This is a genomic window from Caballeronia terrestris (assembly GCF_001544515.1).
Taxonomy (GTDB): Bacteria; Pseudomonadota; Gammaproteobacteria; order Burkholderiales; family Burkholderiaceae; genus Caballeronia; species Caballeronia terrestris.
Genome location: NZ_FCOL02000041.1, coordinates 1 through 22,188 on the forward strand (window position 1 = coordinate 1; position 22,188 = coordinate 22,188).

The window sequence follows — 22,188 nt, forward strand, 5'->3', positions numbered from 1 at the left end:
GCTCCGAACCCCAACCCTGTGGTCGTCCCATTTGACACCTCATTTAGGAGGTGTTGCAACGACCAGTTGAATTCGCCCAATATTGCGCGCATGCTTACCAAGATCTTGTCAGCCAGTTCGGCATGCAAGCATCGATAAGTAGACGAGGGAACTGCTTTGACAACGCACCAATCGAATCATTCTGGGGCACACTGAAGAGCGAGCTGGTCTATCAGCGGCGGTTCGCCACTCGGCACCAAGCGAAGCAAGAGATCACGGAATACATCGAGATCTTTTATAACCGGCAGCGAACACAGGCGCGGCTTGACTACCTGTCTCCCGCCGCTTTCACGCAGCGTTTCTACTTGAACAAGATCACTGCTTAACCCGTTGGCGTCCACGGGTTCCGACCGACCTCAGTCAATGGAAGAGGCAGCATTGGATGCGCTGCTGTTTCCGCCGCCGCCATCGTCGAGCCGGACACGACCGATGCCCAACTGGGCGGCGGTGAATCGGGACCTCGGCAGGAAAGGCGTGACGCTCGACCTGTTGTGGAACGAGTACAAGGCGCAGGAGCCGGAAGGCTATGGATATAGCTGGTTCTGCAAGCATTACGAGCGGTGGGCGGCAGCCTTGCCGGTCACACTGCGCCAGACGCACACGCCCGGCGAGAAGCTGTTCAATGCGCGGCGTAATTACTCGAAATGTATGATCTCTAGGAAAATCAGCAGATGGCAACCGGTACTGTAAAGTGGGTTCAATGACGCAAAGGGCTTTGGCTTCGTCACGCCGGATGAAGGCGGCGAAGATTTGATTGCACACTTTTCTGAAGTGAAGGCGGACGGCTTCAAGTCGCTGCAGGAGAATCAGAAGGTAAGCTTCGAAGTAAAACAAGGCCCGAAAGGCAAGCAAGCGTCCAACATCCAACCGCTGTAGACCGGTTCGAGCGGCGGGTCGGGTCGGCCCGCTGCTGGATCCAACGACGCGGAGTGGCCGTTTGTCTCGCTAGCCCTCTATCCTCAACTTCTTCTGCCTTCACGTTCATGCGGTCTTGCGAGACTAGCCGATGATTTGATGTGTGAGATTAACTTGCAGCACGCGAAATTAGCTCCGACTACCCAGATATGCCCTGAGCGTTGCGCCGCCCCCAAAACCTCACTTTCGTTATCCGTCGACGTCTAACAAGTTCGGCTATTGCACGCCGATACGTTCTGCTACGGCCCTTCGCGGACACGAGTCAAGAACGGCGAAGAGCAACACCGGCATTCGATAAAAGCCACTCCAAGTTTGTCGATACAATTCGACGCGCCGTTGGGTGAGCGGCGGCTCGAATTCCCTTAGCATGTCGGCACGGCTCGGACGCATCAGTGCGAAATCGCGCGCGAAACCCGGTTAAGCAGGTTGATCGGCTCGATCATATGCACCGGGGAGCAGTTCAAGTTTTGATCGTCCTTTTTGGTGCGTTTTCGACCGCGTCCGTTCGCACGCTCGCAGCCGCTCGACAGCCACTCCGCGTCCGACAAGTTCGAAACACACTTCAGGACGCGCCCTTCTCCCGCAGCGACGTGACATGTTGCTTGGCCGCTTCATTGCCATGCGCCACCGCCCGTAGTGCGAGAGCAAATGCCAACTGCATCTCGTGAGCGACTGCGCTGCGGTCATCGTCGAAGAGTTTTACCGCGCGCCGTAGGTGTTGTGCCGCTTGGGCGTGGAGATCCGACGCCGCGGCATGATGTTGCGCGGAAGTTAGGCCGCCTTCAATGGCCCCTGCCGAAGGAACGCTCGCATGCTTGGCAGCGACATTTGCCTCGTCGATGGCGTGCAGTGCATGACCGTGCGCCAACACAGCTTGGTGAGCTGCATGATCACAATCCTTGCCCGCTTCGTAGTACTGGGATGCCTCACGGTGAAACCGCGCTGCTTGCTCATGATGCGATGCGGCACCTTCGAGATGTCCCTTTTTACTTTGTTTGGTGTTCATGGCAGTTCCCTAACAATGGCTTCATGTGGGCAATGATCGTTGCATGCGAACTGGAAACAGCCGGGATTCTGCAATGTCACGTTACATCGCCGCAGACACGGAATCAAAAATCGAGTCAAAGACGCCCTTGAATTCGAAAACCAATAAGCGTCGGTCCGGTTTCAGACGGCGTGGACACCGATGTCGCCCCCGGTACGCCGACCGTCGTGCCAGAGCTAAATCAGCGGGAACCGCTAAATTTGGTGCCGAATCTACTCGGCCGCAGGGTCCACAAAATGGCGAAGAAATGGACTTAGCTTCATGGCATCAGTCGGCTTTGCGCAGAACGCGTCGAAACCCGACTCCTTCGCGCGTGCTAGATCCGCATCGGATGCCAGCGCCGAATGTGCGATCAGCACTGTCTCCGACGTGCTAGTCATTGCTCGAAGTCTTGCTGCGACTTCTAGCCCAGACATATCCGGCATGCAGATATCGAGTAACACGGCCTGCGGTTGCCAGCGCGTGGCGGCGTCGACGGCCGCGTTCCCGCGATAGGCAACTTGTGCTTCGAAACCGTCGAGCGCCAATACCATGCTGGTCACGTTAACGGTGTCAGCGTAGTCATCAACCACGAGAACGCGCGGAAAGCGGCGCCCGCCGCGTTTCCGCGTGCTCCATATTGTGCACTTAAGGGGCATGCCTGATTTCTCGGCGGTCATCGCGAAGTCCTGTGCGATCTCGTATCGATCGACCGACGGCATCGACGGGCATCCCTCTGCCCAATACTAGTATAGGCTGAGATCGATGCCAGGGGACGCCGCAAATCGTGAGGCAATACTTGTCGGCGCTTCGACGCTCGTTCCCTTGGGCAGAAATTTTGCTGAGAGTTCTTCAGTCTAGACTTGAAAGCGTTCTTCGCTCTCGGGCACGCCCCCGCGATTAGATGTAATCTGATCGTAACTGGTCGGCGCGAAGTCCTACAATAGACGACTCAGAAAGTCGCGGGGTATAGCAACCAGCGGACAAGCCAGCCTGTCGCATTGGCGCTTTCCTGTCGCCGGCTTGCGCACCTACAGTGCGGCATTGCGGTGCTGCGGAGTTTTCTTGAATGTAAGCGCGCATCGGCTCCGCGGCGACGATTCCGTTTTGGCGAACATGCGCTACGAGCGTCGCCGACTCAATGAGACCTTGGATCATGATTGGCTTGCGCTCTTTACCCGCCGCCTTCGTCATCAGTTCGGCGCTCCTCTTATCGGGCCAGACCGCGACGGCGGATGAAGAAGCCAGCGCGACGCAAATGCAAGGCAGGCAGATCGACTTTGCCAGTCTGCCTCTAGACCATGCGATCAAGACCGTTCAGGGTAACGGGCGTAGAAAGCTGGCGGTCTTTGCCGATCCCTACTGCCCATATTGCGCGGCGCTCGAACGTAGATTATGGCAAGTCTCTGACGTCACAATTTACACTTTTCTATTTCCGATTCTCACAGCAGAGTCGAAGCCGATGGCTGCCGCAATCTGGTGCGCACCCGAACGCGCGAAGGCCTGGCGTGCCTGGATGCTCGACGGGCGACCTCCGGCCCGGGCCTCGTGCGACTGTGCACCGCTCGAAAGCAATCTTGCGTTGGCGCAAGGCCTAGGCGTAAGGATCACGCCCACGATCATTGTTGCGAATGGCGAGCTTGTCACGGGTGCAATTCGGCTTGATGATCTGAAAAGCTTGCTCACTCCATAGGAGCTCATATCGCTGGCGAGCGAACCAAGATCGCCTTACACCGAAAGCGCGGGCTACCGACAGCATCATGTCTGTGCCTGCGAGCGTAAGGACGACTGGCCCCGGCAACACGACGGTCATCGATTCGGCCAGTACAGACTAAGAGTTCGCAGCAGCCTATGGTCTTTTTTTTGGACGCTGAACCGCCTCTTCCACGGCATGCCGCTCGACGCCGGCATCGCGTTGTGATCGTCGATCATTTGTCGCCTGACCTACATAACTATTTAAGAAAAGTGATTCTCCGACGTCGGACCTTTCTCGCAAACAGTGCGGTAGCTCTGCAAAAGTGACAGCTAAATGCGCGGCGCTTGCTAGGTATCACTCAGCGACGTGCTCGGTAACGTCGCAGCTTTGTTTGCTGCCTTAGATTCTTCAAAAAGCGTATCGTAAGGCCCGTAGTAGCTACTAAAGGGTCCAGTCATGACCGTCACCTACTCCATAGGAACGCTGAGCCGACTCTCCGGCGTCAATGTCGAAATGATCCGCTACTATGAGAAGGTGGCGCTTTTGCCCGCCACTGCTCGTGACAGCAATGGGTATCGCCAATATGACAACGCGTTCGTTGAGCGTCTGGCATTCATCCGGCACGGACGTGAACTCGGCTTCACCATCGATGAAATGCGTGACCTCCTCACACTCGAACATCACTCCGAGCGACCTTGCGCCGATGCCGATCGTATGACCCGCGCTCGCCTCGACATTCTCAAAAGCGATATTCGGGATCTTCAACGCATGTGGCGCGCGCTCAGGCAGGAAGTGAATTGCCACAGCCGGCCAGTCGAGCATTGCGAGCCTATCCGCGCGCTCGAGAAGCCAAATGCCCAATCCCGATCTTGATCAGCGGTGCCGAGTTGATCGACCGCTTCGTCCGAGATCTCGAGCGGCGTTGTACAGCCTTGCGCTTGAACTAGGCTAGGACCGTGATAGCTGCTGATCCATTAAACAGAAAGCCGTTCAGGTTGGCTTTCCCCCCATTTCTACCTTCATTTCTGTGCGTTTGGCCACGACGATGCGGGATCTCGTATCAGATGGGCGCATCGTCGCCATCGCAGCCTTCGGCGGCGGGGTCGACGCCAAGTAAGCGCTGGCCGCCCAAGATCGGACGTTTTGATCTTGGCTAGAAAGCGGCGCGCTATCGAGACACGCCAGCGGGCCGATTTTCCAAGGTGTGTCGTCCACACCCTTTCTCCCTCCGACCTTCGAAAACCGCGCCCGAGCATCGCCCAATGAGCCAAGCCTGCGCCCCGCGCTCGATGCACCTTCATCAAGTTTCCCTGATTGGCCGGGAGTCTTAACGCTTACTCAGTCTCCCGCTGCAGGCTCTGCTTCGTCGTCGCTCACGAGTTCGATCACATCATTCGGTGAAATCGCACCGCCCTTTACCACCTCTGCATACACGCCGAGGTCGCCATGCAATACGTACTCCCGGATAGCAAGCGGAAGATTGAAACCGCGCTCGCCGGTCGCCGGGTCGACACTCGTTGCCGCACACCGTTTCGTGCGTCGGACTACCTTTAACCTAGCGTCTCCAATTACAAGCTCTCTGCCTAGCCATTCCATCTCGCTCCAAGCGGGGGCGCCTTCGAAATAAAGATTCGCCCGGAAGCGGATGGGATCGAGCTCGATACCAACGCGCTCACCAAGGTCACGTACCGTCTCGAGGTTGATCAACGAGATGCTTCGCATTAGCGCAACTGAGTGGACACTGACGTCCGTGAATTGATGGTCGGGCGCATGTACGACCTTCGGCTCTCCAGGAAGCGGCGTCGCAAGAAAGTCGCGCACGAACGCTGCAACACTTTCTCGACCTGCGTCCGAAGAAAGGTCGTAGCGATTTGTTGCATCGCCATGCCGCACTTCGAGCTCGCCCGAGTCTTCGAGATAGCGCGTCTTCAGTTTCGCCAAGCGCTCGTATTTTGCAAGCATTAAGAATTTGGTCTTCGGCTCCGGCGTCGGTTGCTGTGGGTTGAACATGAAGGAACCGTCTGTGATAGCAAAGGCTCTGTCGAGTGGAAACCCTCGGGCAGCGATCAAGTCTACGCTCGGCAGGCGCTCTGCCGAAAGGCCCTTAATAGGGTATCGATTGAGCGAATGGACAAACATAAATACCTCTTCGACACGATCTTGTGCAGGAAATTTTTGTGGCGGCTTGGCGCAGTCGATGGAAAGCGTTGACGCGATCCTTGGCTTCGTTCGCTTGCCCTCCGATCCGGGCCGCGCGCTTCAATGCGCTAGCGCCGTTGAGCCTGTTCGCCGCCATGCGCTCGCTTCTCAGGATCAGAGCTTGCCGAGCGGGAGCACGCCGACTACTGCCCGACCTTTGGCGGCGCCACTCAAGACCACTCACCATCAGGTAGGCTTGCATTTTAAATCTCGCGCGGAACTCGTGTTTGCGGGCATCGACGCCTGAACCGTCCGGGCCGGCTTCGCGGATGCTTTGCGCGGTCGTATGACGCTTCCCGAATGAGAACGACGCGTGCAAAGCGCCCGCGGAAGTCGCGGCGGTGCATCATGAAGCCACGATTTGGCGGGATCATTCACGAACACTTACATGGTGTCGGTGCCTGGCCTCGAAACGTCTCCTCCTGCGGATCGGGACCGCGCGCCGAGAAGCGAGCCTTGCGATCTTCACGACGCGTCCCGTGCGCGCTGATTGATAGATCAGCCTCGATGATGCGTCGATCCTGAAGCCCTTCCTCTCCAGGCGTGTGCGGCGTGATATCGCTCTTGACGCACACCGACATGTGATCGATCTCGCGCGCGAACTGGTCCTGCGGATCGATCTGCACTTCGGTCGTCGCGCTCTTGCCATCGATCAACATCCCGTGCCGCATGCGCAATCCGTTGTAGCCGAACGCGGGGTCCATCTCGACCCAGCCTTGCGAGCGTTGCAACCAGAAGAAGCGCGATTCGTGGCTCGCATAGCTTGACATGCACGTTGCCGTGAGGCCGCTCGGAAAGCGCAAGATGAACTGCACCGATTCTTCGACTTCGACGAAACGCGGATCGCCATCCGGCTTATGCACTGATGCCATCACGTCGAGCGGTTCCTCGCTCGACAGAAAGCGCGCCGCATTCAGGCAATGGAGCCCGATGTCGCGTATTGCGCCACCGCCCGCGAACGCCTTCTTCATCCGCCATTGCGCGGGATCGCCGACGTTCTGCGAATTGCCCGCGACGAACTCCCGCAAAATCCCGAGCTTTTGCTCCTTGACCATCGTTGCGATCATGCGGTCCATCCGTTCATACTGGCTTCGATACGCGATCATCAGTTTGCTCCCAGCGCGCCGGCACGCGTTGATCATTGCCTGGCAATCGGCGACGCTCGTTGCCATCGGCTTCTCGCAGAGTACATGCTTTCCGGTCTTCGCGGCGCACAGCGTGTACTCCTTGTGCATGCTATTAGGCAGCACGATATAGACTGCCTGAACGCTCGGGTTGTCGGCGAGACGCTCGAAGTTATGATAGTTGTAGACGTCCGTATCCGTCGTGCCGTACTGCCGTGCTATCTTGAGCGCCTTCCTGCGATCGCCCGAGACGAGCGGCGCGACCTTCGAGTACTTGCAGTGCGATAGTGCCGGCAGAATTTGACTAAGCGACAGATGTCCCAGCCCGACCACCGCATAGCCGATGCGACCTTCGGGCGGAAGATTCGCGTCGGGTGCCTCTTCCTTCTGCTCAGTGTTCGGATCTTGGATCAGCGGAAGTCTGACCTGGTTCGCTTCCGAGTCGGATAGACCGGCCGCCAACACGCTCCCTGCCGATGCCCCTGCAATCACGGCGGCGATTCCCGCACCGCAGCGCTGGAGGAAGGAAACGCCGGGCGTTTTCGGGTGGCGGATTGTCGGCGTCGGGCGGCGATCGTTCGGGCTTCGTCGGTCGGCCGATAAGGGGCATTGAGGGCTCCATCGATGAGGCTCGGAATTTCGCGGGTGCGATCCGCAGAGGCCGAACACTCGTGCATTCACGACACTCCATCAGCATTGGACCTGCCACGCAATCCCTCGGGGGGTACTCCGTCGCGTCCCGGTGCCGAGTCGGTCAAGGCCTGTGGCAAGGTTCTCGCTCCGCAACGCCCGAAATACGTGCATCGCAAATCGCATTGACGGTCAAAGCGCCTGCGCCGCGTCCCCGAATGACGAATGGACTTGGTTTTTAGTGATGCCGTCCTCCTGCATCCCTCCGAAGTCGTTGTGATCGCGCAGTACATCATTAGCGTTCGAGGCTGTACTTGTTCAACGTATGCATGCGAGCAATGAGAGCCCCGAGGGTAAAGCCGACGATGACCAAGCCGCACCGTACTTGTCTATGATCAGGTCGAAGGCGAAGTCGGTTTGCCAGTGGTACAAAATTTGCTGTCGAAAATTTGTACAGGCTGTCGGGCGTCGCAACCGAGACGCCCGGAAAGGGCCGATGACTGCTCCCGAGGGCTCATGCCGCAATATTCCGTCAAGCGTCAAGGCTGCAGGATCGTCGCTTCGAAGGCGGTCGGCATCGCGCTCGCGATGGACGCTTCGGCCTCACCGATCCAGAGCACCCTCGCTCCGGCCGGCGTGCAAGCGGCGCGCATCCTCGACCTGTGGCATCTGACGCTCGCGGTCTGCTCGATCGTATTCGCCGCGGTCCTGAGTGCGTGCTTCATCGCATTGTTACGCGCGCCGCAGGCCAGACGCGACACGCCGCCCGATCTTTACAGCATCGAAAGCCCAGAGCCGCGCCTGCGCCGCTCGGTGATTGTCGCGACGGTAATTTCGGCCGTGCTGCTCTTCGGCCTCGTGCTGGCCGACGTCCTCACCGACCGCGCGCTCTCACGCCTGCCGGTCGCGAATGCAGTTCACATCGAATTGACCGGGCATCAATGGTGGTGGGAAGCGCACTATCTTTCCGACGATGGCACGCCGGGCTTCACCCTCGCCAACGAACTGCACGTGCCGGTCGGGCGGCCGGTCGTCGTGTCGCTGGTCGCGGCGGACGTGATCCACACGTTCTGGGCACCGAACCTGCACGGCAAGAAGGACATGATCCCGGGCCGCAACGCGACGATCGAATTTCGCGCCGATCGCGCCGGCACCTATCGCGGACAGTGTGCAGAGTTCTGCGGCTACGAGCATGCGCTGATGGCGTTCCTCGTCGTCGCCGATCCTCCCGCCGACTACAACGCGTGGGCGGCACGGCAGCGCGAGGGCGCGCGCGCACCGTCGAGCGATCTCGAAGCGCACGGCCAGCAGCTCTTCATGATGGGCACGTGCGCGCGCTGCCACGCGATCGAAGGGACGTCGGCAACCGGAAGGCTCGGGCCGGACCTTACGCATCTCGCGAGCCGCCGCACGCTCGCGGCCGGCACGCTCACCAACGATCGCGAGTCACTAGCACACTGGATCACCGACCCGCGCGCCCTCAAACCCGCCGCGATGATGCCGCCGACTCACCTCGCCCCCGCCGATCTTCAAGCGCTGGTCGCCTACCTCGGGACGCTGCAATGACCGATCCAGCGACCAAACCACGCCTTTATGACGGCCCCGACGCACCGCCCCACGTGCGCGCATCACTGGCTGCGACATGGAGTGATTCTCCCGGCTTCATCGGCGCGCTCTCGGCGATCAATCACAAGACGATCGCTCGCCGCTTCATGACGACGACGTTCGTGTTTTTCCTCCTCGGCGGCCTGCTCGCGCTCGCGATGCGCACGCAGCTCGCGCGCCCCGACGCGCGCCTCATCGGCCCCGGTCTTTACAACGAGCTTTTCACGATGCACGGCACGACGATGATGTTCCTCTTCGCCGTGCCGGTGATGCAGGCGGTCGCGGGCTTCCTGATTCCGCTAATGATCGGCGCGCGCAGCGTCGCGTTTCCGCGCATGAACGCGTACGCGTATTGGGTGTTCCTGTTCGGCGGCATCCTGCTGTTCGCGTCGCTCGCGGTGAATTCGGCACCTGCGGCCGGCTGGTTCAGCTATGTGCCGCTCGCGAGCGCCGACTACGCGCCGGGCAAGGGCACCGACATCTGGGCGCAGATGATCACGTTCACCGAACTTTCGGGCCTGCTCGAAGCGATCGTCCTTATCACGACAATCTTCAAGCTGCGCGCGCCGGGGATGTCGCTCAACCGCATGCCACTCTTCGTCTGGGCGACGCTCGTCACGCAATTCATGGTGATCTTCGCGATGCCGTCGATCATGCTGTGCAGCACCGCGCTGATCCTCGACCGCCTCGTCGGCACGCACTTCTATAACCCGGCAAAAGGCGGTGACGTCCTGCTCTGGCAGCATCTCTTCTGGTTTTTCGGACACCCCGAGGTCTACCTGATCTTCATCCCGCCGCTCGGCTTCATCTCATCGATTATTCCGACCTTCGCGCGGCGTCCGGTCTTCGGCTATCCGGCGATGGTGCTCGCCCTGATCGCAACCGCCTTCCTCGCGTTCGGCTTGTGGGTGCATCACATGTTCGCGACAAACATCCCCGAACTCGGAAAGAGCTTCTTTACGGCGGCGAGCCTGATGATAGCGATCCCGTCGGCTATGCAGATCTTCTGCTGGATCGGCACCCTTTGGACCGGACGCATCGCGCTCAAGACACCGCTCCTCTTCGTGCTCGCGTTCTTCTTCATCCTCGTACTGGGCGGCCTGACGGGCCTCATGCTTGGCTCCGTGCCGATCGATCTGCAAGTCCACGATACGTATTTCGTCGTCGCGCACCTGCATTACGTGCTGATCGGCGGCGCGGTGTTTCCGCTCTTCGGCGCGTTCTATTACTGGTTTCCGAAGTTCACCGGCCGCATGCTCGGCGAGACGCTCGGACGCTGGAATTTCTGGCTGTTCTTCATCGGCTTTAACGTCGCGTTCTTTCCGATGCATCTGCTCGGCCTGCAAGGCATGCCTCGGCGCGTGTGGACCTATCCCCACGGCATGGGATGGGACGGCATGAACCTCGCGGCGACCGTCGGCGCATGGACGATTGCACTCAGCGTGCTGCTTTTTATAGTGAACGTCGTGGTGAGCTATCGGCGGGGCGCTGGCACGCTCGAATGGAGTGTGCCGTCGCCGCCACCGCCGCACAATTTCGACGCGATACCCGTCGTGCACGGTCGCGATCCGTTATGGGAGCCGGGCGCGCAGCCCGCGTTCGTCGCAGGCCTCGCCGCCGATGCGCGCGAGGTGCTCGCGACGACCGTGCTCGATGCGGTGCCCGATCATCGGCCGATGTTTCCGTCGCCGTCGATCTGGCCTTTTTTAAGCGCAGTGGCCACCACCGTGCTTTTCATCGCGTCGATCTATACGCCGTGGGCGGTGGTGTGGGCGTCGGCGCCGGTGGTCGTCGCGATGATCGCGTGGTTTTGGCCGAAGCGTCGCGAGAACGCGCTGGCCGTCGCGCGGGAGAAGCGTCCATGACCACGCATGTGCGTCACGATGCCGCCTCTGCCGACGACGCTTCGTTCGTTCTCGACGTGCGCGATCTGCCGACCTACGGCTACGGTCATCGCAGCCTGATGTGGTGGAGCACGATAGGCCTGATGCTGATTGAAGGGACGGTGTTCGCGATCGGCGTGATGACATACTTCTACCTGCGCGGCGTAGCGTCTCAATGGCCGATGGCCGGGCGGCCGCCGGAATTGCTGTGGGGCACGCTCAACACGATCGTACTGATCGTGAGCCTCGTGCCGAATCAGCTCGCGAAGCGCGCGGCCGAGCGCGAGGATATCGTGCGCGCGCGCTGGTGGCTCGTCGTGTGCCTGTTATTGGCGCTGGTGTTCCTGGTCGTTCGCGCATTTGAATTCGCCGCGCTCAACGTGAGTTGGTACACGAATGCGTATGGCTCTGTCGTGTGGCTGCTGCTCGGCTTGCATACCACGCATCTGATCACCGATACCGTCGATACGGCCGTGCTCGCCGTGCTGCTTTTTACCGGGCCGATGGAAGGCAAGCGTTTTGTGGATGTCAGCGAGAACGCGGTGTACTGGTACTTCGTCGTGTTGAGCTGGCTGCCTATTTATGCGGTGATTTACGGGGCGCCGCGCTTTTGAACGTATCGAGATTGAAATGCGAACCTGGCTTGCATTGATCGTCGCGCCTTCGCTCGTTCTCGCGTGCCTCGGCGTGAACTACGCGCTCGTCTCCACGATGGCAGCGCCATGCTCAGCCGCAAGCGTCGCGCCTCTCAACAGCGTGAGCGTCGCGAGCTTCGCGGTGTGCGTCGTCGCTTCGATCGCCGCTTGGCTGCGCTGGCGCTCGGCGCGGGCAGGCATTCCCTCCGACAGTTCCGCGCGGCCGGCGCGTGCAGGATTCGTCGCATCGGTGGCGATTGGCGTCGGCGTGTTGTCTGCGCTGTCGGTTCTCGCGATATCGATACCGCAATGGTTGCTCTCGCCATGCTGATCCCACGAACTTTCGTCGTCGCCGCACTCGGCTGGGTGGGTGGGGCAGAAGCGCACGGGCTCACCGCCGACGATCGAGCCGCGCTGCACTTCGGCTGGAGCTTCGATCCGTGGGTCGTTGGCTTGCTCGTGCTGAGCGCTGCGCTGTATGTCGTCGGATACGTGCGGTTGCGAGCGCGCAGCCGTCAGGCGCGCACGGTGCGCGCCGTGCATTGCACTGCGTTCGCGCTCGGGTGGTTCGCGCTCGTTGCCGCACTCGATTCGCCGCTCGACACGCTCGCTGCCGCGCTCTTTTCCGCACACATGTTGCAGCACGAAGCGCTGATGTTGATCGCTGCACCCTTGCTCGTGATCGGCCGGCCGCTCTCGGTGTGGATGTGGGCGCTGCCCGTTTCGTTGCGCGTTGGCGTCGGCTGCGCGGTGAGGTCACGCTGGATTCGCGCGCCCTGGCGAACGATCACGACGCCGCTCGCCGCATGGCTGTTGCACGCGGCGGCGCTATGGGGCTGGCATGCGCCGGTGTTCTTCGAAGCGGCGCTCGCGCGTCCCGGCATCCACACGTTGCAGCACGCGAGCTTTCTCGTGAGCGCGCTGCTTTTCTGGTGGACGGTGTTCGGCAACACACAACGCAGCGAACGGAGCGCGCACGCGATGCTTTCGCTCTTCACGACGATGGTCCATACCGGCGCACTCGGCGCGCTGCTGACGCTGTCGCCGGGGCTCTGGTATCCGTCGTACATTGAAAGCACGAGCGCGCTCGGCTTCGATCCGCTGCAAGACCAGCAACTAGGCGGGCTCGTGATGTGGGTGCCGGGCGGTCTCGCTTACCTCATCGGCGGACTCGCGGTCGCGGCGCGCTGGCTCGTCAAGCGCCTTCCGTCGCCAATGCGAGCGCGGGCTGCGCAGGACGGCTGATATGAATGTCTCGCTCATCGGTCGCATCGCGGTTGGATTTTTCGCTCTTCACGTCGTCGACGTTTCGTCGGCGCCATCGACGTTGATAGAACGCGGTGCCTATCTTGCGAAAGCCGCCGATTGCGCCGGATGCCACACCGCCCCAAAGAACGGCGCGCCTTACGCGGGCGGCCTGGAAATGAACTCTCCGTTCGGCACGATCGTCAGCAGCAACATCACACCGGACAAGTTTCACGGCATCGGTGCTTACAGTTACGACGAGTTCGCGCGAGCGCTGCGCGAAGGCGTGTCCCGCGACGGCAAGCGACTCTATCCGGCGATGCCCTACGTTGCCTTCACGAAGATCACGGACGACGACATGCACGCGCTCTATGTCTACATGATGCAAGGCGTGCCGCCGGTCGCGAGCACGCCGCCGCCGACGCGCGTGCCGTTTCCGTTCAATCAGCGCTGGGCGCTCGCCGCTTGGGATTGGCTCTTCGCGCCTTCGGGCACGTTCGAGTCGCGTCCTGATCGTGATACCGCATGGAATCGCGGAGCATATCTCGTGCAGTCGCTCGGACATTGCGGCTCGTGCCACACGCCGCGCGGCGCGGCGTATCAGGAGCGCGGCTACGACGAATCGTCGAAGGATTACCTGGCCGGCGGCGTCAACGACAACTGGTATGCGTTGAATCTGCGCGGCGATCCTGGCTCGGGCCTCGGGCGCATGTCGCGCGACGACATCGCATCGTTCCTGAAAAGCGGACATGGCGGCGGCGTGGTTGCGTTCGGCAGCATGGTGCAGACGGTCGAGGACAGCTTGCAATATCTAAGCGACGACGACCTCCGCGCCATGGCGACATATCTCAAGTCTCTCCCCGCCACAGGCGCGGCCGATGGGCAATTCGAAGCCGACAACACGGCGCCTGCGCTCAAGACCCGCGCACCCGATATGCCGCCAGCAATCGGCGCGGCGGTCTATGCGTCGTTCTGCGCAGAGTGTCATCGGTCGCGAGGGGAGGGTGTCGCGAATGCGTTTCCGAAGCTAGCGGGTAATCCTTCCGTCATCAGCGAGGAGACGACATCGCTGATTCGTCTTCTGGTCGAAGGCGGCAACAGCCCGGCGACGCAGCACGGCCCACTGCGCCAGTCGATGCCCGCGTTTGCGACCACCCTAAACGACCTGCAAATTGCGCAGGTTCTGACCTTTATCCGCGCGTCGTGGGGCAACGACGCACGGCCGATCACGACAAACGACGTCGCCGCGCTTAGAAGCACGCTGCACAACTAGACGTGCTCCGCACCCTGATGAAGCGTGCAATCCCGCTGCGTCACCTTGAAACCACGCGTTAATGTCTCGACTTCTTCGCGAATCGATTGTTGTCTTGCGATTAGTCGAGGAGGACTCTCGATACTTTCGCCCTAGATCGCAAGAGACGTGGCTGCACTCTTTCACGACTACGTCTGACGGCTGTTCGAGGGAATCCGTGGGTTTCATATGGGCTTAGCAGAAAGCGAAGAGACGCGCTTAGATTCGTCTCGGTCAAGCGAACGTAGCCTGCCGATAACGATTGATTGATGCTCATGCGCCCATGGCACCGTTTCAGTTCGCACCACGAGTATAGCGGCGTTTAGTCGGGCGTCGTAAATTGATATTCGAACGCGGCGTCTGACGGCAGCAAGCCGCCTACCATGCCTGCCTTAACCGCAGCATCGACAGCGTGAGACCAGTTTGAAACTGCGTGAGCATGCTCAATCGCTTGTTTAAGGGTGTCGTATGCTTGCTGCGCTCGAATAGTCGTCGTGCTTCCCATCCGCTCGGGTCCTGCCTGCATAAAACTACGGCGACCGCTCGGTCGCCGCTAATTAAGTAGCGTTACACCGGCTTCTTGCCGAGGGTATCATTCTCAACCAGCCCTTCTCTTCCTTCGACACGTTCGACTTCAACCTCGGTACCGCGCACAGTGTCTTGAATCGTTTCGGTCCGCTCGCTAGCTTCCTTGCCGACAACGACCTCTTCGACCACTCGCGCAGTCTTGGCCACCACGGGCTGTTCGGCGGTCTCCTTAATTTCAACAAAACCCTCCTTCAGGTCTGCCGCAGTCGCCGGCCGGTCAACGGCGCGACGTTCGATGGTGGCGTGCTCCTCGCGCAAGTTCACTGATTCACTTACTGGTGTTTCGGTCACACGCGAATAGACACGCACGCCCCCGGTCTGTACCTCGCGTTTGCCAACTTCCAACTCTTCCTTTACAACGTTGAAGCGCTGGCGTTCAGCCGCAATCTCGTCAGCGGAGTACACCGGGGCGGCTGCATCGTAGCCCGCATACCCGGCACTCTTCCACTGCGTGACCCGCTGATCGATGTCAATCGCTCCGGCGCCGCTCAGTACGGACCGAATGGCATCGACTCGCGATTCATCAGCCACGTCCACTGCCAGGACTGCGCCGCCCCGGCGCACTGCCTCCCGGTAATGACCCGCATCTTCCGGTCCATCTTCATCGCCAAAGAGATTCTTGAAAAAATGTTCAATACGCGCCATTGCACCGCCCTCGGTCTCGCCGGGGGAGCGGCCTACCGTTACATCGCGCGGCGTGCCGTTGTCCGTCGTGCCCGCAAATCCTTGGGCCGGCAGGTCGGCACGAACGTCGTCCCGTGCATGAATATTCAGGTCCGATCGTGCGATACCGTCCGCCTCTAGCCGACCCGCGGCTGCTTGAGCATCGTCGTACGAATTGAATACAGCCACCAAGGTCTGAGCCATCGTAAATCTCCAAGTAGTAAAAGGCGCCGTCGTCGCGAAAGCCGCCTTAAAACGACATCACGCAACGGCTGTTCCCGCTGCGAGCAGTAGCACGCTAAGGGTTCGGTGAATCGTCCTCAACCCACGCGCCGTTAGGTCCGTCACGCCGCTCAACTACGATCGTCTCGACTTTGACGGGCACCTCCCGTACCTCCTCTTTTTCAAGAGTGTGGGTGGTAATGTGCACTTCTTCCTTCAATGTCAACTGCATCGTAAAGACGGGAACGTATTCAAAAACAGGCACGATCAAGGTATCGCCTTCCTGACGCGGCCCATACTCTGACTCTACCGGCCGGTTTACGGACACGCGCGTCACGCCGACTGTTTTGCTACGAAGCCCTAGCGGGATCGATCGCATTTCATTCGTCACGACCTTTCGGACTCTCACCGCCCCGGTCTCCGTTTCTACCGCGCCGACCCTTATCTCTTCCTGGATCGCCGAGATAGTGACAGCGGCGGCCGGTGCCGATTCGGACGACAAAGCCCTTTCCTTCTCAGGCTGATCAGAAACGAAATTTACATCCATCGTCTTGCTCCAAAAGGACTCGGGCAAATGCGCCCTCTTCCGGCCAACTTATCGGACGGTGCCGCTCGGACGTGTCACGCGTCCTTGCGAGGTGACGGTCCCGCCGTTGCGAACCGAGCCCCCGCTTTCTTCGAAAGGGGGTTGATGGCGAAAGCCTGCCCCGCTTGACACGATGGCGATGATCGCACCCACAATTAATGCCGCAAAGGAATACCAACTCGCGCGTGCCACGCCTCTCGCTGCCGTATCAGCCGCTTGCCTGGCGTCTTGCTCGGCCTGCGGGGACGAGGCGGCTGAAGCTGCTGATGCAACGGCTGCTTGCAGTTGTTGCGTTGCGGAGCTCACCAGTGAACCGACGTTATTTCCGATAGCCTGATTAGCGGCGGCGCCGCCGACCTGGGCGCTTGTGGCGGCTACGTGTCCGGCGGTGCTCACAGCACTGCCCACCAACGACGTCATTCCGTAGGCGACCAGCAAGACCATGACCGCCCACGAGAGTAGACCGTGAAGCCATCCGAGCACCGGCGCACAGCGACCGGCGAAGTACGAGCCAATAAATACGGCCACTACGGTGGTAAGAATCACCCAGATGCCCGACCCGAAACCAAACCCATGCATTGGATTTGGCTGCGAGAGCGGGGAGAGCAACGAGGCTCCGATGGCGGTTCCTAGCACGCTCATGAGCAAATACACGATTAGTGAGAGGATGACGCCGGCAATGACCGGTCCCCAAGCGACGCGCGGAAGCCCGTCCTGAGTGGTGAGGAGTCGCATGATAGTGTCCTTAGGGAAAAATTGTTCGCACGCGTTCGGTGATACAGGCCCTGATCCCCGCGCATGGGTGTCCGCCTTTATCGCAATGGCCGTGCCAGTAGATCAAAACGTTTTGCGCTCGAGGTATAAGAACAAACGGCGCGTTCAGGCAGGCCGTGGTTGGTCTTCTTAGTTCATTGCCCCGCCGCCATTTGAATCTGATAGAACGCGACCGGGATAAGGCGACTCAGTCCGAATTCCCCTCGTCCCCAGCTCTAGACTCCCGGCTCAGTCGATGTAGAGAAGTGCGCTCGAGCGGTTTCGGTAAGGCTAACAAACCATCCGGCGAGAAAAGCCTGTACGCGTGCGTCAGCCAACGCGTCGTAGGGATGACCTACCTTTCCTATCAAGACCGCCACGCGTTCGCACGCGATCACAAAGCGAGCGCGCTGCGCTGCGTCCGGTTGCTGGGCGCTGAGCAACTTGATCAGCCGGTTGCGCAGCGTCGCCGGAAAGGCGTACTGCAGCACCATTTTCTGCAGGTGCAAGTAAAGCGGGGCAAGGGTTCCCGCCGGAAGGCGAGTCGATAGTGGAAAGCAAGCCAGTTCCTCGCCGGCCGCGGCCCCGCAGGCGCCGGCCATCAAGCACAGCAAACGTTGCCATTTGCGCGGCAAAAGCCCATCGCAGTCGGTAAGACGTTCTGAGTTTCGGCGCACTTCGCCGAAGTTTTTATTCCCCTTCGCCTGGTTCGCCCGGGTGCTTAGGACCATCAAGTTCCGGGTCGCATAGCCGCCGTCGTTGTTGATTCTGTCTACGGACCGATCCGTCTCCGTGCGCATCCCGTGCGTCAACTCCTCAAGCGTCACCGGGCAGTGAGAGACGTCGATCATCCGCAAGAACGTGGGTGTCACCTCACGCTGGACGATCCTGCCCCTTCGAAGCGCGCTCAAGCGCAGTTGGAGCCACTTGGCTTCGAACCGATCCGCGTGACGCTGCGCATGCGGGAAATGCACGAGGCCGGCACCGTAGCCGCGCAAAACATACTCGTCGACCTTATCCAAGGCCGGCTTTCTCCCGTACCTTGCTAGGTCCCAGCCAAGGTCGAAACCGATCTCACCGTCATACTGCTTGATCATCGCTGCTCCAATGCGCGCGTGACTTGCTGGCACAATCAGGCTGCCCCGGCCGAGCGGAAATTACCCCTGGTGAAGCGCGTGGCCGCGCGATGTGCTGCTTGTTTGGGATCGGCGTTATCGCTCTAAAAGACATAACTCCGTTCCGCCGAACTGGAGCCGTCCGGTCCAACGTCCACAGGAATTCCGATAAATGCGCAGAATGGCTGTCATCTGTATCTCTTGGTGGCGGCGCCTTTCGTATGGTTGGCACTCGTGATAGCGGACATTCTCCTGATCTGGCATAGGACCAGTGTGTGACGAATAGTCCCCGAGAAAAAATCCGAGGCGGCATCGGTCGACCGCAGTGGAGAAGCAATTAGTTAGCCACGAGAAACGGATGTTCCACGCATGGAAACGCGCACAAATTTCGTGCACCGTCCTGTGCTAGCCGTTTCGATCGTTGGACAACTTCGAGAATCAGATCAACCCTCAATACCTTGTCGCTTCCCTGGCAAGGGCTGAGACTTATCGAGGTCGGAACGCTGAAAGACTCTCGTGGGAGTGAGTCGTTGTAGCGGCTGGTGTCCTAAAGGCGTGGGTTTGGTCGCCCGTACTTGAAAACTACGTCTGGGGTTCCCAAGGGCTAGCTTTAGACGGTGCCCGCTTTTGCGGGCACCGCCTTTTGCATCAAGGTGCCGTTGTGCCGTCGTCGCGCTCAGCGGCATCATCCGCCGCATCCTTCAGATCTTCCTTGGCGTCGCCTACCTCTTTACGGGCTTCACCGGCGATTTGCTGTGCGTCGCCTTTGGCTTCTTGCGCGGGATCATCGGTCATCTTGCCAACGCCTTCGTTGATCTTGCCCTTCACCTTTTCGCCCACTCCCTTGACCTGGTCTTCATTCATCACCGTTCTCCCAAAGAGCGCCTGCCACCTCGCAGGCATCTCGATACAAGCAAGGAAGGTGCCGGACAGTGGTTTATAGTGTGGCGACGGAGGCCGATGCCAATGTCCGAATTGCCAGAAATTAACGTGGAACGTCAGGCAGGGGCGGTTGGGTATGGGCGATTGTTTCAGCTCGTGCCGGTGGCGCGAAGTCAGTCGTTCTGAGGCAATCCAGCGAAGCGTTTCCGACGGAGGAAGCAGCGCTTCATAATGCCGCCAAAGCGCTTCATGAACAGCGCGTCGCGCCGCCGGGCGGGGATTCGGCATAGCGGTTGCTGCGTTGGAGAACGAAGCGTCTCTTCAATCCTCGCCCATGCAGCGCGACTCAATTACTCTTCCAGGCCTGTGGGCTAACCGATCGTTTGAGCGCGTAGCTCCGCCCATCACCGTCCTGATCGTCGATGACGACGACGTGGGAGCGGAGGCCTTGTCTGCAGCGCTGGCAGTCGAAGGCTTCCGAACAGCAGTGGCGACTGGCGGATATGCCGTCTTTAGGACCCATCTGGGCTGGACGCCCCACGTGGTCATTTTGGATCTGGAAATGCCAGAGTGCGACGGCTTTACCGTTGCCGAAGCCATGCGAGGATCGGGCCGATTTGCACGCGTTCCGATCATCGCGCACACGTCGCTTGAAGAAGCGGACGTAATCGAGCGCGGCATGGCAGTGCAGATTGATGCGTTCTGTCGAAAGGGAAGCTCGCTCAGCTCGCTGCTCAGCCTTATTGCGCACATGACTCCAGCGCCTGCGCCTCAGGTGTGGTCGTCAAAGGCGAGAAACGTCGGAAGGCGCAGGTGGGTAGCACGCTCACGGTACGGCGGACCAGCTTTGCAACCCGTCAACATTGGCCGCGGCGACGAGAATCACGCTCGGTCGAGCCGGCGCGCGCCACCCTTCCTAGGCGGCTCGGGCGAATGAGGCGACTGAGGCTTGAGTCGTTACGGTTCGGCCTGCGCTAGCACCGTGAACACTGCAGGCAAAGGCTGCGCAACGATAGTTCGCCCCATAGAACTCGCTATGAGGGACCGCCGGTCTGCAGCCCGCCACACGGCCGCCTCACGGTCTGAACACTCCCTCTGAGCCTTGCAACATGGGCTGCTGTATGGCGTCAACTAATGTGACCGCCCGAAAGAGCAATGTGCCCGTGCAAGCTGCAGCACTGCAGCCCCGTCACAAAATAACCGAGTCGATGCTCACCGAGCCAAAACGGCGGATCAATGGGAGCGCCTGCGTCCGGCTCCGCAGGTATGTATTGGTATCGCGCCTGATAGCGAGGCGGACATGGAAGCGCGAAGATGAAGCACCATCCGGGAGAGGGTTTCATGCAGCCGTTCTATCAGAATGCAAGCCAGTTGGCGGCCCGCTATACGGTTTTGATAAACGAGCTCAATCGTTATCCGTCGGGAAATTACCCAACAGTACTGTGTCTAGACGTTCTCCACCTGATTCATGACACGAATCAGTGGCTCGCGCCCGATCGCCACGAGTGCGTGATTCTCGACGCTGCGCGGACTCTGGCAGAAGGCGGTGATCCGAAGCGCGGTCTGTTCGAGCTTCATAAAGTAATAAGCGCACGGTTACGCTGAAGCGCCCCGACGGACTCGCAAAATGACGCTGCGCTTTAATACGGATTTAAACGATAAGTCGCTCCTTCACGGCTAAGCGGGGGGTCACTAGGTTTTATAATGGTTACATATGCCACCCGGGGTTCCTTTTTGCCGTGCAGAAATTGCGTGTCACGAGGCAACGATCAAGATCAACGCTTCTTCGCCGCCCGCACCCCAAGCAATGATGTCATGAGTGACGCCCCGCCTCGCGCGGGCTGCGCCCGTGTCTGCCGCCTCTCATGGTACCTTTGCAGTAGAACCCAGCGCGCGGCCCGCGTCTAGGCCCACTCCGGTTCCGGCAGCGGGCGCCGATCGATTTCCGCCATTCCGTACTGAATAGCGAACCTGCATGCCTGCGCTTTGCATGGAAAATATCCCAGAACCCGGGATGCGCGCTGCACTCCGTCCACTCCACGCACCCATGAGCATTGCCGCATACAGCCCATCGTCGAAGGCGTCCAACGGTATTAGCACTTCGCGATGGTAACTAATTTCGGGGTCGCTCATCGGGTTTCTCCCGGAACGGGTTATCTCGTTCAATTATGAGGCCGTAGCTAGAAAAGCCCTCCGGGGTTTGCCCTACCCTAGACTCAGAATGGAACTATTTCGGACGCTTGAGAGTTTGCAGTCAAGCCGCCCTACTGGAATTTCCGCGTCTTCAATATACAAAACAACGATCGTCGCGTTGGAACGAGCGGGACGTGCGCCGCTTTCCCGAACTCGTCGGTTCTCGAGACTCGCGACGAGCTGCAGGGACAAGTCTGTCTGCCCCATTGAGACGAAGCTCATACGTGTGGTTTGACGCCCAAGCAAGAAGGGCTCAACCAGGCACAGCGCAGGACGCTTGAAATCTGGGGCGGTCGACGCCGCCTGCTCGTTCCCATCAGCTGAGCCTCGGCTTCCATGCGAGCCGCTTCAGGTCGTCGTCCATGGCTTCAACCCTTACTGACCGGGAGAGCGGAGCCGGAAACCGAGTTGATCGTTTGACCGCCGATCCGCGCAAGCGCAGCTTCAGCGTTCGCTACATTGTCATCTTCCACACGCGCCGTTAGGATGAACCGCGACGACTCGCCCATCACGCGGAAACGGGCGTCGTATTCGTCCTCGTTTCCGACCGATTCGACCGAGTCACCGGTAAGAAAATTTCCGCGCGGCGGACCAGCCTCGTCTCCCTGGAAAGCCATTTCGATGGCGCTCGAGCTGACCCTGGCGTCAATCAGCGCACGCCGCGCAGCCTCCGCATCGATTTGACTGACAAAGACTCTCGCGATGGTTTTCATAGCGTCTCCTTTCTCCAACAACGTTGCTAACGAGCGCGCCGAGTCGAGCGCCCCCTTCATCTGCCTCGGTAGTCGCAAACGCCGTACCGAGAGTGTTCTCGGTGAACTCCTGGACGGGTCACAGTCGACGAGACCAGGCACGACGCGTGCGTAATCAACTCGACGTTCAAAACAGGAGGGCGGAAAA

The 22,188-nt window shown here is 59.9% G+C and carries 21 protein-coding genes and 2 pseudogenes; 13 read left to right on the top strand and 10 right to left on the bottom strand.

The annotated features are described in order from the left end of the window. Positions 1-74: 74 nt before the first annotated feature. The 3 genes and pseudogenes from AWB67_RS25165 to AWB67_RS25175 all read left to right on the top strand — a co-directional run. Positions 75-365, top strand: a pseudogene (locus tag AWB67_RS25165) (IS3 family transposase); the annotation flags it as partial. A gap of 37 nt (positions 366-402) precedes the next feature. Continuing rightward, positions 403-729: a hypothetical protein gene (locus tag AWB67_RS25170; protein ID WP_235025303.1), complete on the top strand. Its 327-nt coding sequence runs from the start codon at positions 403-405 to the stop codon at positions 727-729. Next, a pseudogene (locus AWB67_RS25175) lies at positions 711-915 on the top strand (cold-shock protein). The gene AWB67_RS25170 and the pseudogene AWB67_RS25175 overlap by 19 nt, the downstream one beginning before the upstream one ends. Before the next feature lie 601 nt (positions 916-1,516). Here the strand turns inward: AWB67_RS25175 and AWB67_RS25180 are convergent. Then, a complete protein-coding gene (locus AWB67_RS25180; protein ID WP_087658939.1) occupies positions 1,517-1,960 on the bottom strand; it encodes a hypothetical protein in 444 nt (147 codons plus the stop codon). 251 nt (positions 1,961-2,211) lie between these two features. Next, on the bottom strand, positions 2,212-2,700 hold the full coding sequence (locus tag AWB67_RS25185) for a response regulator (RefSeq protein WP_235025304.1): 489 nt from the start codon (positions 2,698-2,700) through the stop codon (positions 2,212-2,214). Between the two features lie 434 nt (positions 2,701-3,134). Here AWB67_RS25185 and AWB67_RS25190 point away from each other — a divergent pair, with 434 nt between their 5' ends. Next, a complete protein-coding gene (locus tag AWB67_RS25190) occupies positions 3,135-3,671 on the top strand; it encodes a DsbC family protein (protein ID WP_159964929.1) in 537 nt (178 codons plus the stop codon). Between the two features lie 459 nt (positions 3,672-4,130). Next, the gene (locus AWB67_RS25195; RefSeq protein ID WP_087658941.1) at positions 4,131-4,547 is read left to right on the top strand and encodes a MerR family DNA-binding protein; all 417 of its coding nucleotides are present in this window, start codon (positions 4,131-4,133) and stop codon (positions 4,545-4,547) included. Between the two features lie 465 nt (positions 4,548-5,012). Here the strand turns inward: AWB67_RS25195 and AWB67_RS25200 are convergent, their stop codons facing one another. Together AWB67_RS25200 and AWB67_RS25205 are read right to left on the bottom strand one after the other, a co-directional pair. Continuing rightward, entirely contained in the window at positions 5,013-5,813 is an 801-nt protein-coding gene (locus AWB67_RS25200) for an MOSC domain-containing protein (protein ID WP_087658942.1), read from the bottom strand. 434 nt (positions 5,814-6,247) lie between these two features. Further along, positions 6,248-7,489 (bottom strand): Gfo/Idh/MocA family protein, encoded by a 1,242-nt coding sequence (locus AWB67_RS25205; protein WP_235025305.1) that lies wholly within the window; start codon positions 7,487-7,489, stop codon positions 6,248-6,250. A 654-nt stretch (positions 7,490-8,143) separates the two neighbouring features. Between AWB67_RS25205 and coxB the strand changes: the two genes are divergently transcribed. Genes coxB through AWB67_RS25235 form a run of 6 tightly spaced genes read left to right on the top strand, consistent with a single transcriptional unit; the run spans position 8,144 to position 14,268 of the window. Beyond that, positions 8,144-9,193, top strand: coding sequence for a cytochrome c oxidase subunit II (gene coxB / locus AWB67_RS25210; RefSeq protein WP_200822301.1), 1,050 nt, complete (start codon positions 8,144-8,146; stop codon positions 9,191-9,193). Then, positions 9,190-11,097: a cbb3-type cytochrome c oxidase subunit I gene (locus AWB67_RS25215; RefSeq protein ID WP_087658943.1), complete on the top strand. Its 1,908-nt coding sequence runs from the start codon at positions 9,190-9,192 to the stop codon at positions 11,095-11,097. The genes coxB and AWB67_RS25215 overlap by 4 nt, the downstream gene beginning before the upstream one ends. Beyond that, entirely contained in the window at positions 11,094-11,729 is a 636-nt protein-coding gene (locus tag AWB67_RS25220) for a cytochrome c oxidase subunit 3 (RefSeq protein WP_087658944.1), read from the top strand. Before AWB67_RS25215 ends, AWB67_RS25220 begins: the two co-directional genes overlap by 4 nt. Before the next feature lie 16 nt (positions 11,730-11,745). Next, entirely contained in the window at positions 11,746-12,081 is a 336-nt protein-coding gene (locus tag AWB67_RS25225) for a hypothetical protein (protein ID WP_087658945.1), read from the top strand. After that, positions 12,075-12,995, top strand: coding sequence for a cytochrome c oxidase assembly protein (locus AWB67_RS25230; protein WP_087658946.1), 921 nt, complete (start codon positions 12,075-12,077; stop codon positions 12,993-12,995). Before AWB67_RS25225 ends, AWB67_RS25230 begins: the two co-directional genes overlap by 7 nt. Position 12,996: 1 nt before the next feature. After that, positions 12,997-14,268 (top strand): c-type cytochrome, encoded by a 1,272-nt coding sequence (locus tag AWB67_RS25235; protein WP_087658947.1) that lies wholly within the window; start codon positions 12,997-12,999, stop codon positions 14,266-14,268. Positions 14,269-14,853: 585 nt separating this feature from the next. On the opposite strand, the gene AWB67_RS25245 is transcribed toward AWB67_RS25235, so the two are convergent. From AWB67_RS25245 to AWB67_RS25265, 5 genes are all read right to left on the bottom strand, one after another. Beyond that, positions 14,854-15,741, bottom strand: coding sequence for a YsnF/AvaK domain-containing protein (locus AWB67_RS25245; RefSeq protein ID WP_087658949.1), 888 nt, complete (start codon positions 15,739-15,741; stop codon positions 14,854-14,856). Positions 15,742-15,835: 94 nt separating this feature from the next. Continuing rightward, positions 15,836-16,306 carry a DUF2382 domain-containing protein gene (locus tag AWB67_RS25250; protein ID WP_087658950.1) on the bottom strand — a complete coding sequence of 157 codons (471 nt, stop codon included), beginning with the start codon at positions 16,304-16,306 and terminating at the stop codon, positions 15,836-15,838. 48 nt (positions 16,307-16,354) lie between these two features. Then, entirely contained in the window at positions 16,355-17,080 is a 726-nt protein-coding gene (locus tag AWB67_RS25255; RefSeq protein WP_235025306.1) for a YrzE family protein, read from the bottom strand. 254 nt (positions 17,081-17,334) lie between these two features. Further along, positions 17,335-18,195, bottom strand: a complete 861-nt coding sequence (locus AWB67_RS25260) for a hypothetical protein (RefSeq protein ID WP_087658951.1) — start codon at positions 18,193-18,195, stop codon at positions 17,335-17,337. A gap of 666 nt (positions 18,196-18,861) precedes the next feature. Then, positions 18,862-19,077: a CsbD family protein gene (locus AWB67_RS25265; RefSeq protein ID WP_087658952.1), complete on the bottom strand. Its 216-nt coding sequence runs from the start codon at positions 19,075-19,077 to the stop codon at positions 18,862-18,864. 352 nt (positions 19,078-19,429) lie between these two features. Here AWB67_RS25265 and AWB67_RS43400 point away from each other — a divergent pair, with 352 nt between their 5' ends. Together AWB67_RS43400 and AWB67_RS25275 are read left to right on the top strand one after the other, a co-directional pair. Next, a complete protein-coding gene (locus AWB67_RS43400) occupies positions 19,430-20,032 on the top strand; it encodes a response regulator (RefSeq protein ID WP_087658953.1) in 603 nt (200 codons plus the stop codon). 377 nt (positions 20,033-20,409) lie between these two features. Then, a complete protein-coding gene (locus AWB67_RS25275; protein ID WP_235025308.1) occupies positions 20,410-20,700 on the top strand; it encodes a hypothetical protein in 291 nt (96 codons plus the stop codon). Between the two features lie 956 nt (positions 20,701-21,656). Here the strand turns inward: AWB67_RS25275 and AWB67_RS25280 are convergent. After that, positions 21,657-22,001, bottom strand: a complete 345-nt coding sequence (locus AWB67_RS25280) for a hypothetical protein (RefSeq protein ID WP_125477664.1) — start codon at positions 21,999-22,001, stop codon at positions 21,657-21,659. Between the last annotated feature and the right edge of the window lie 187 nt (positions 22,002-22,188).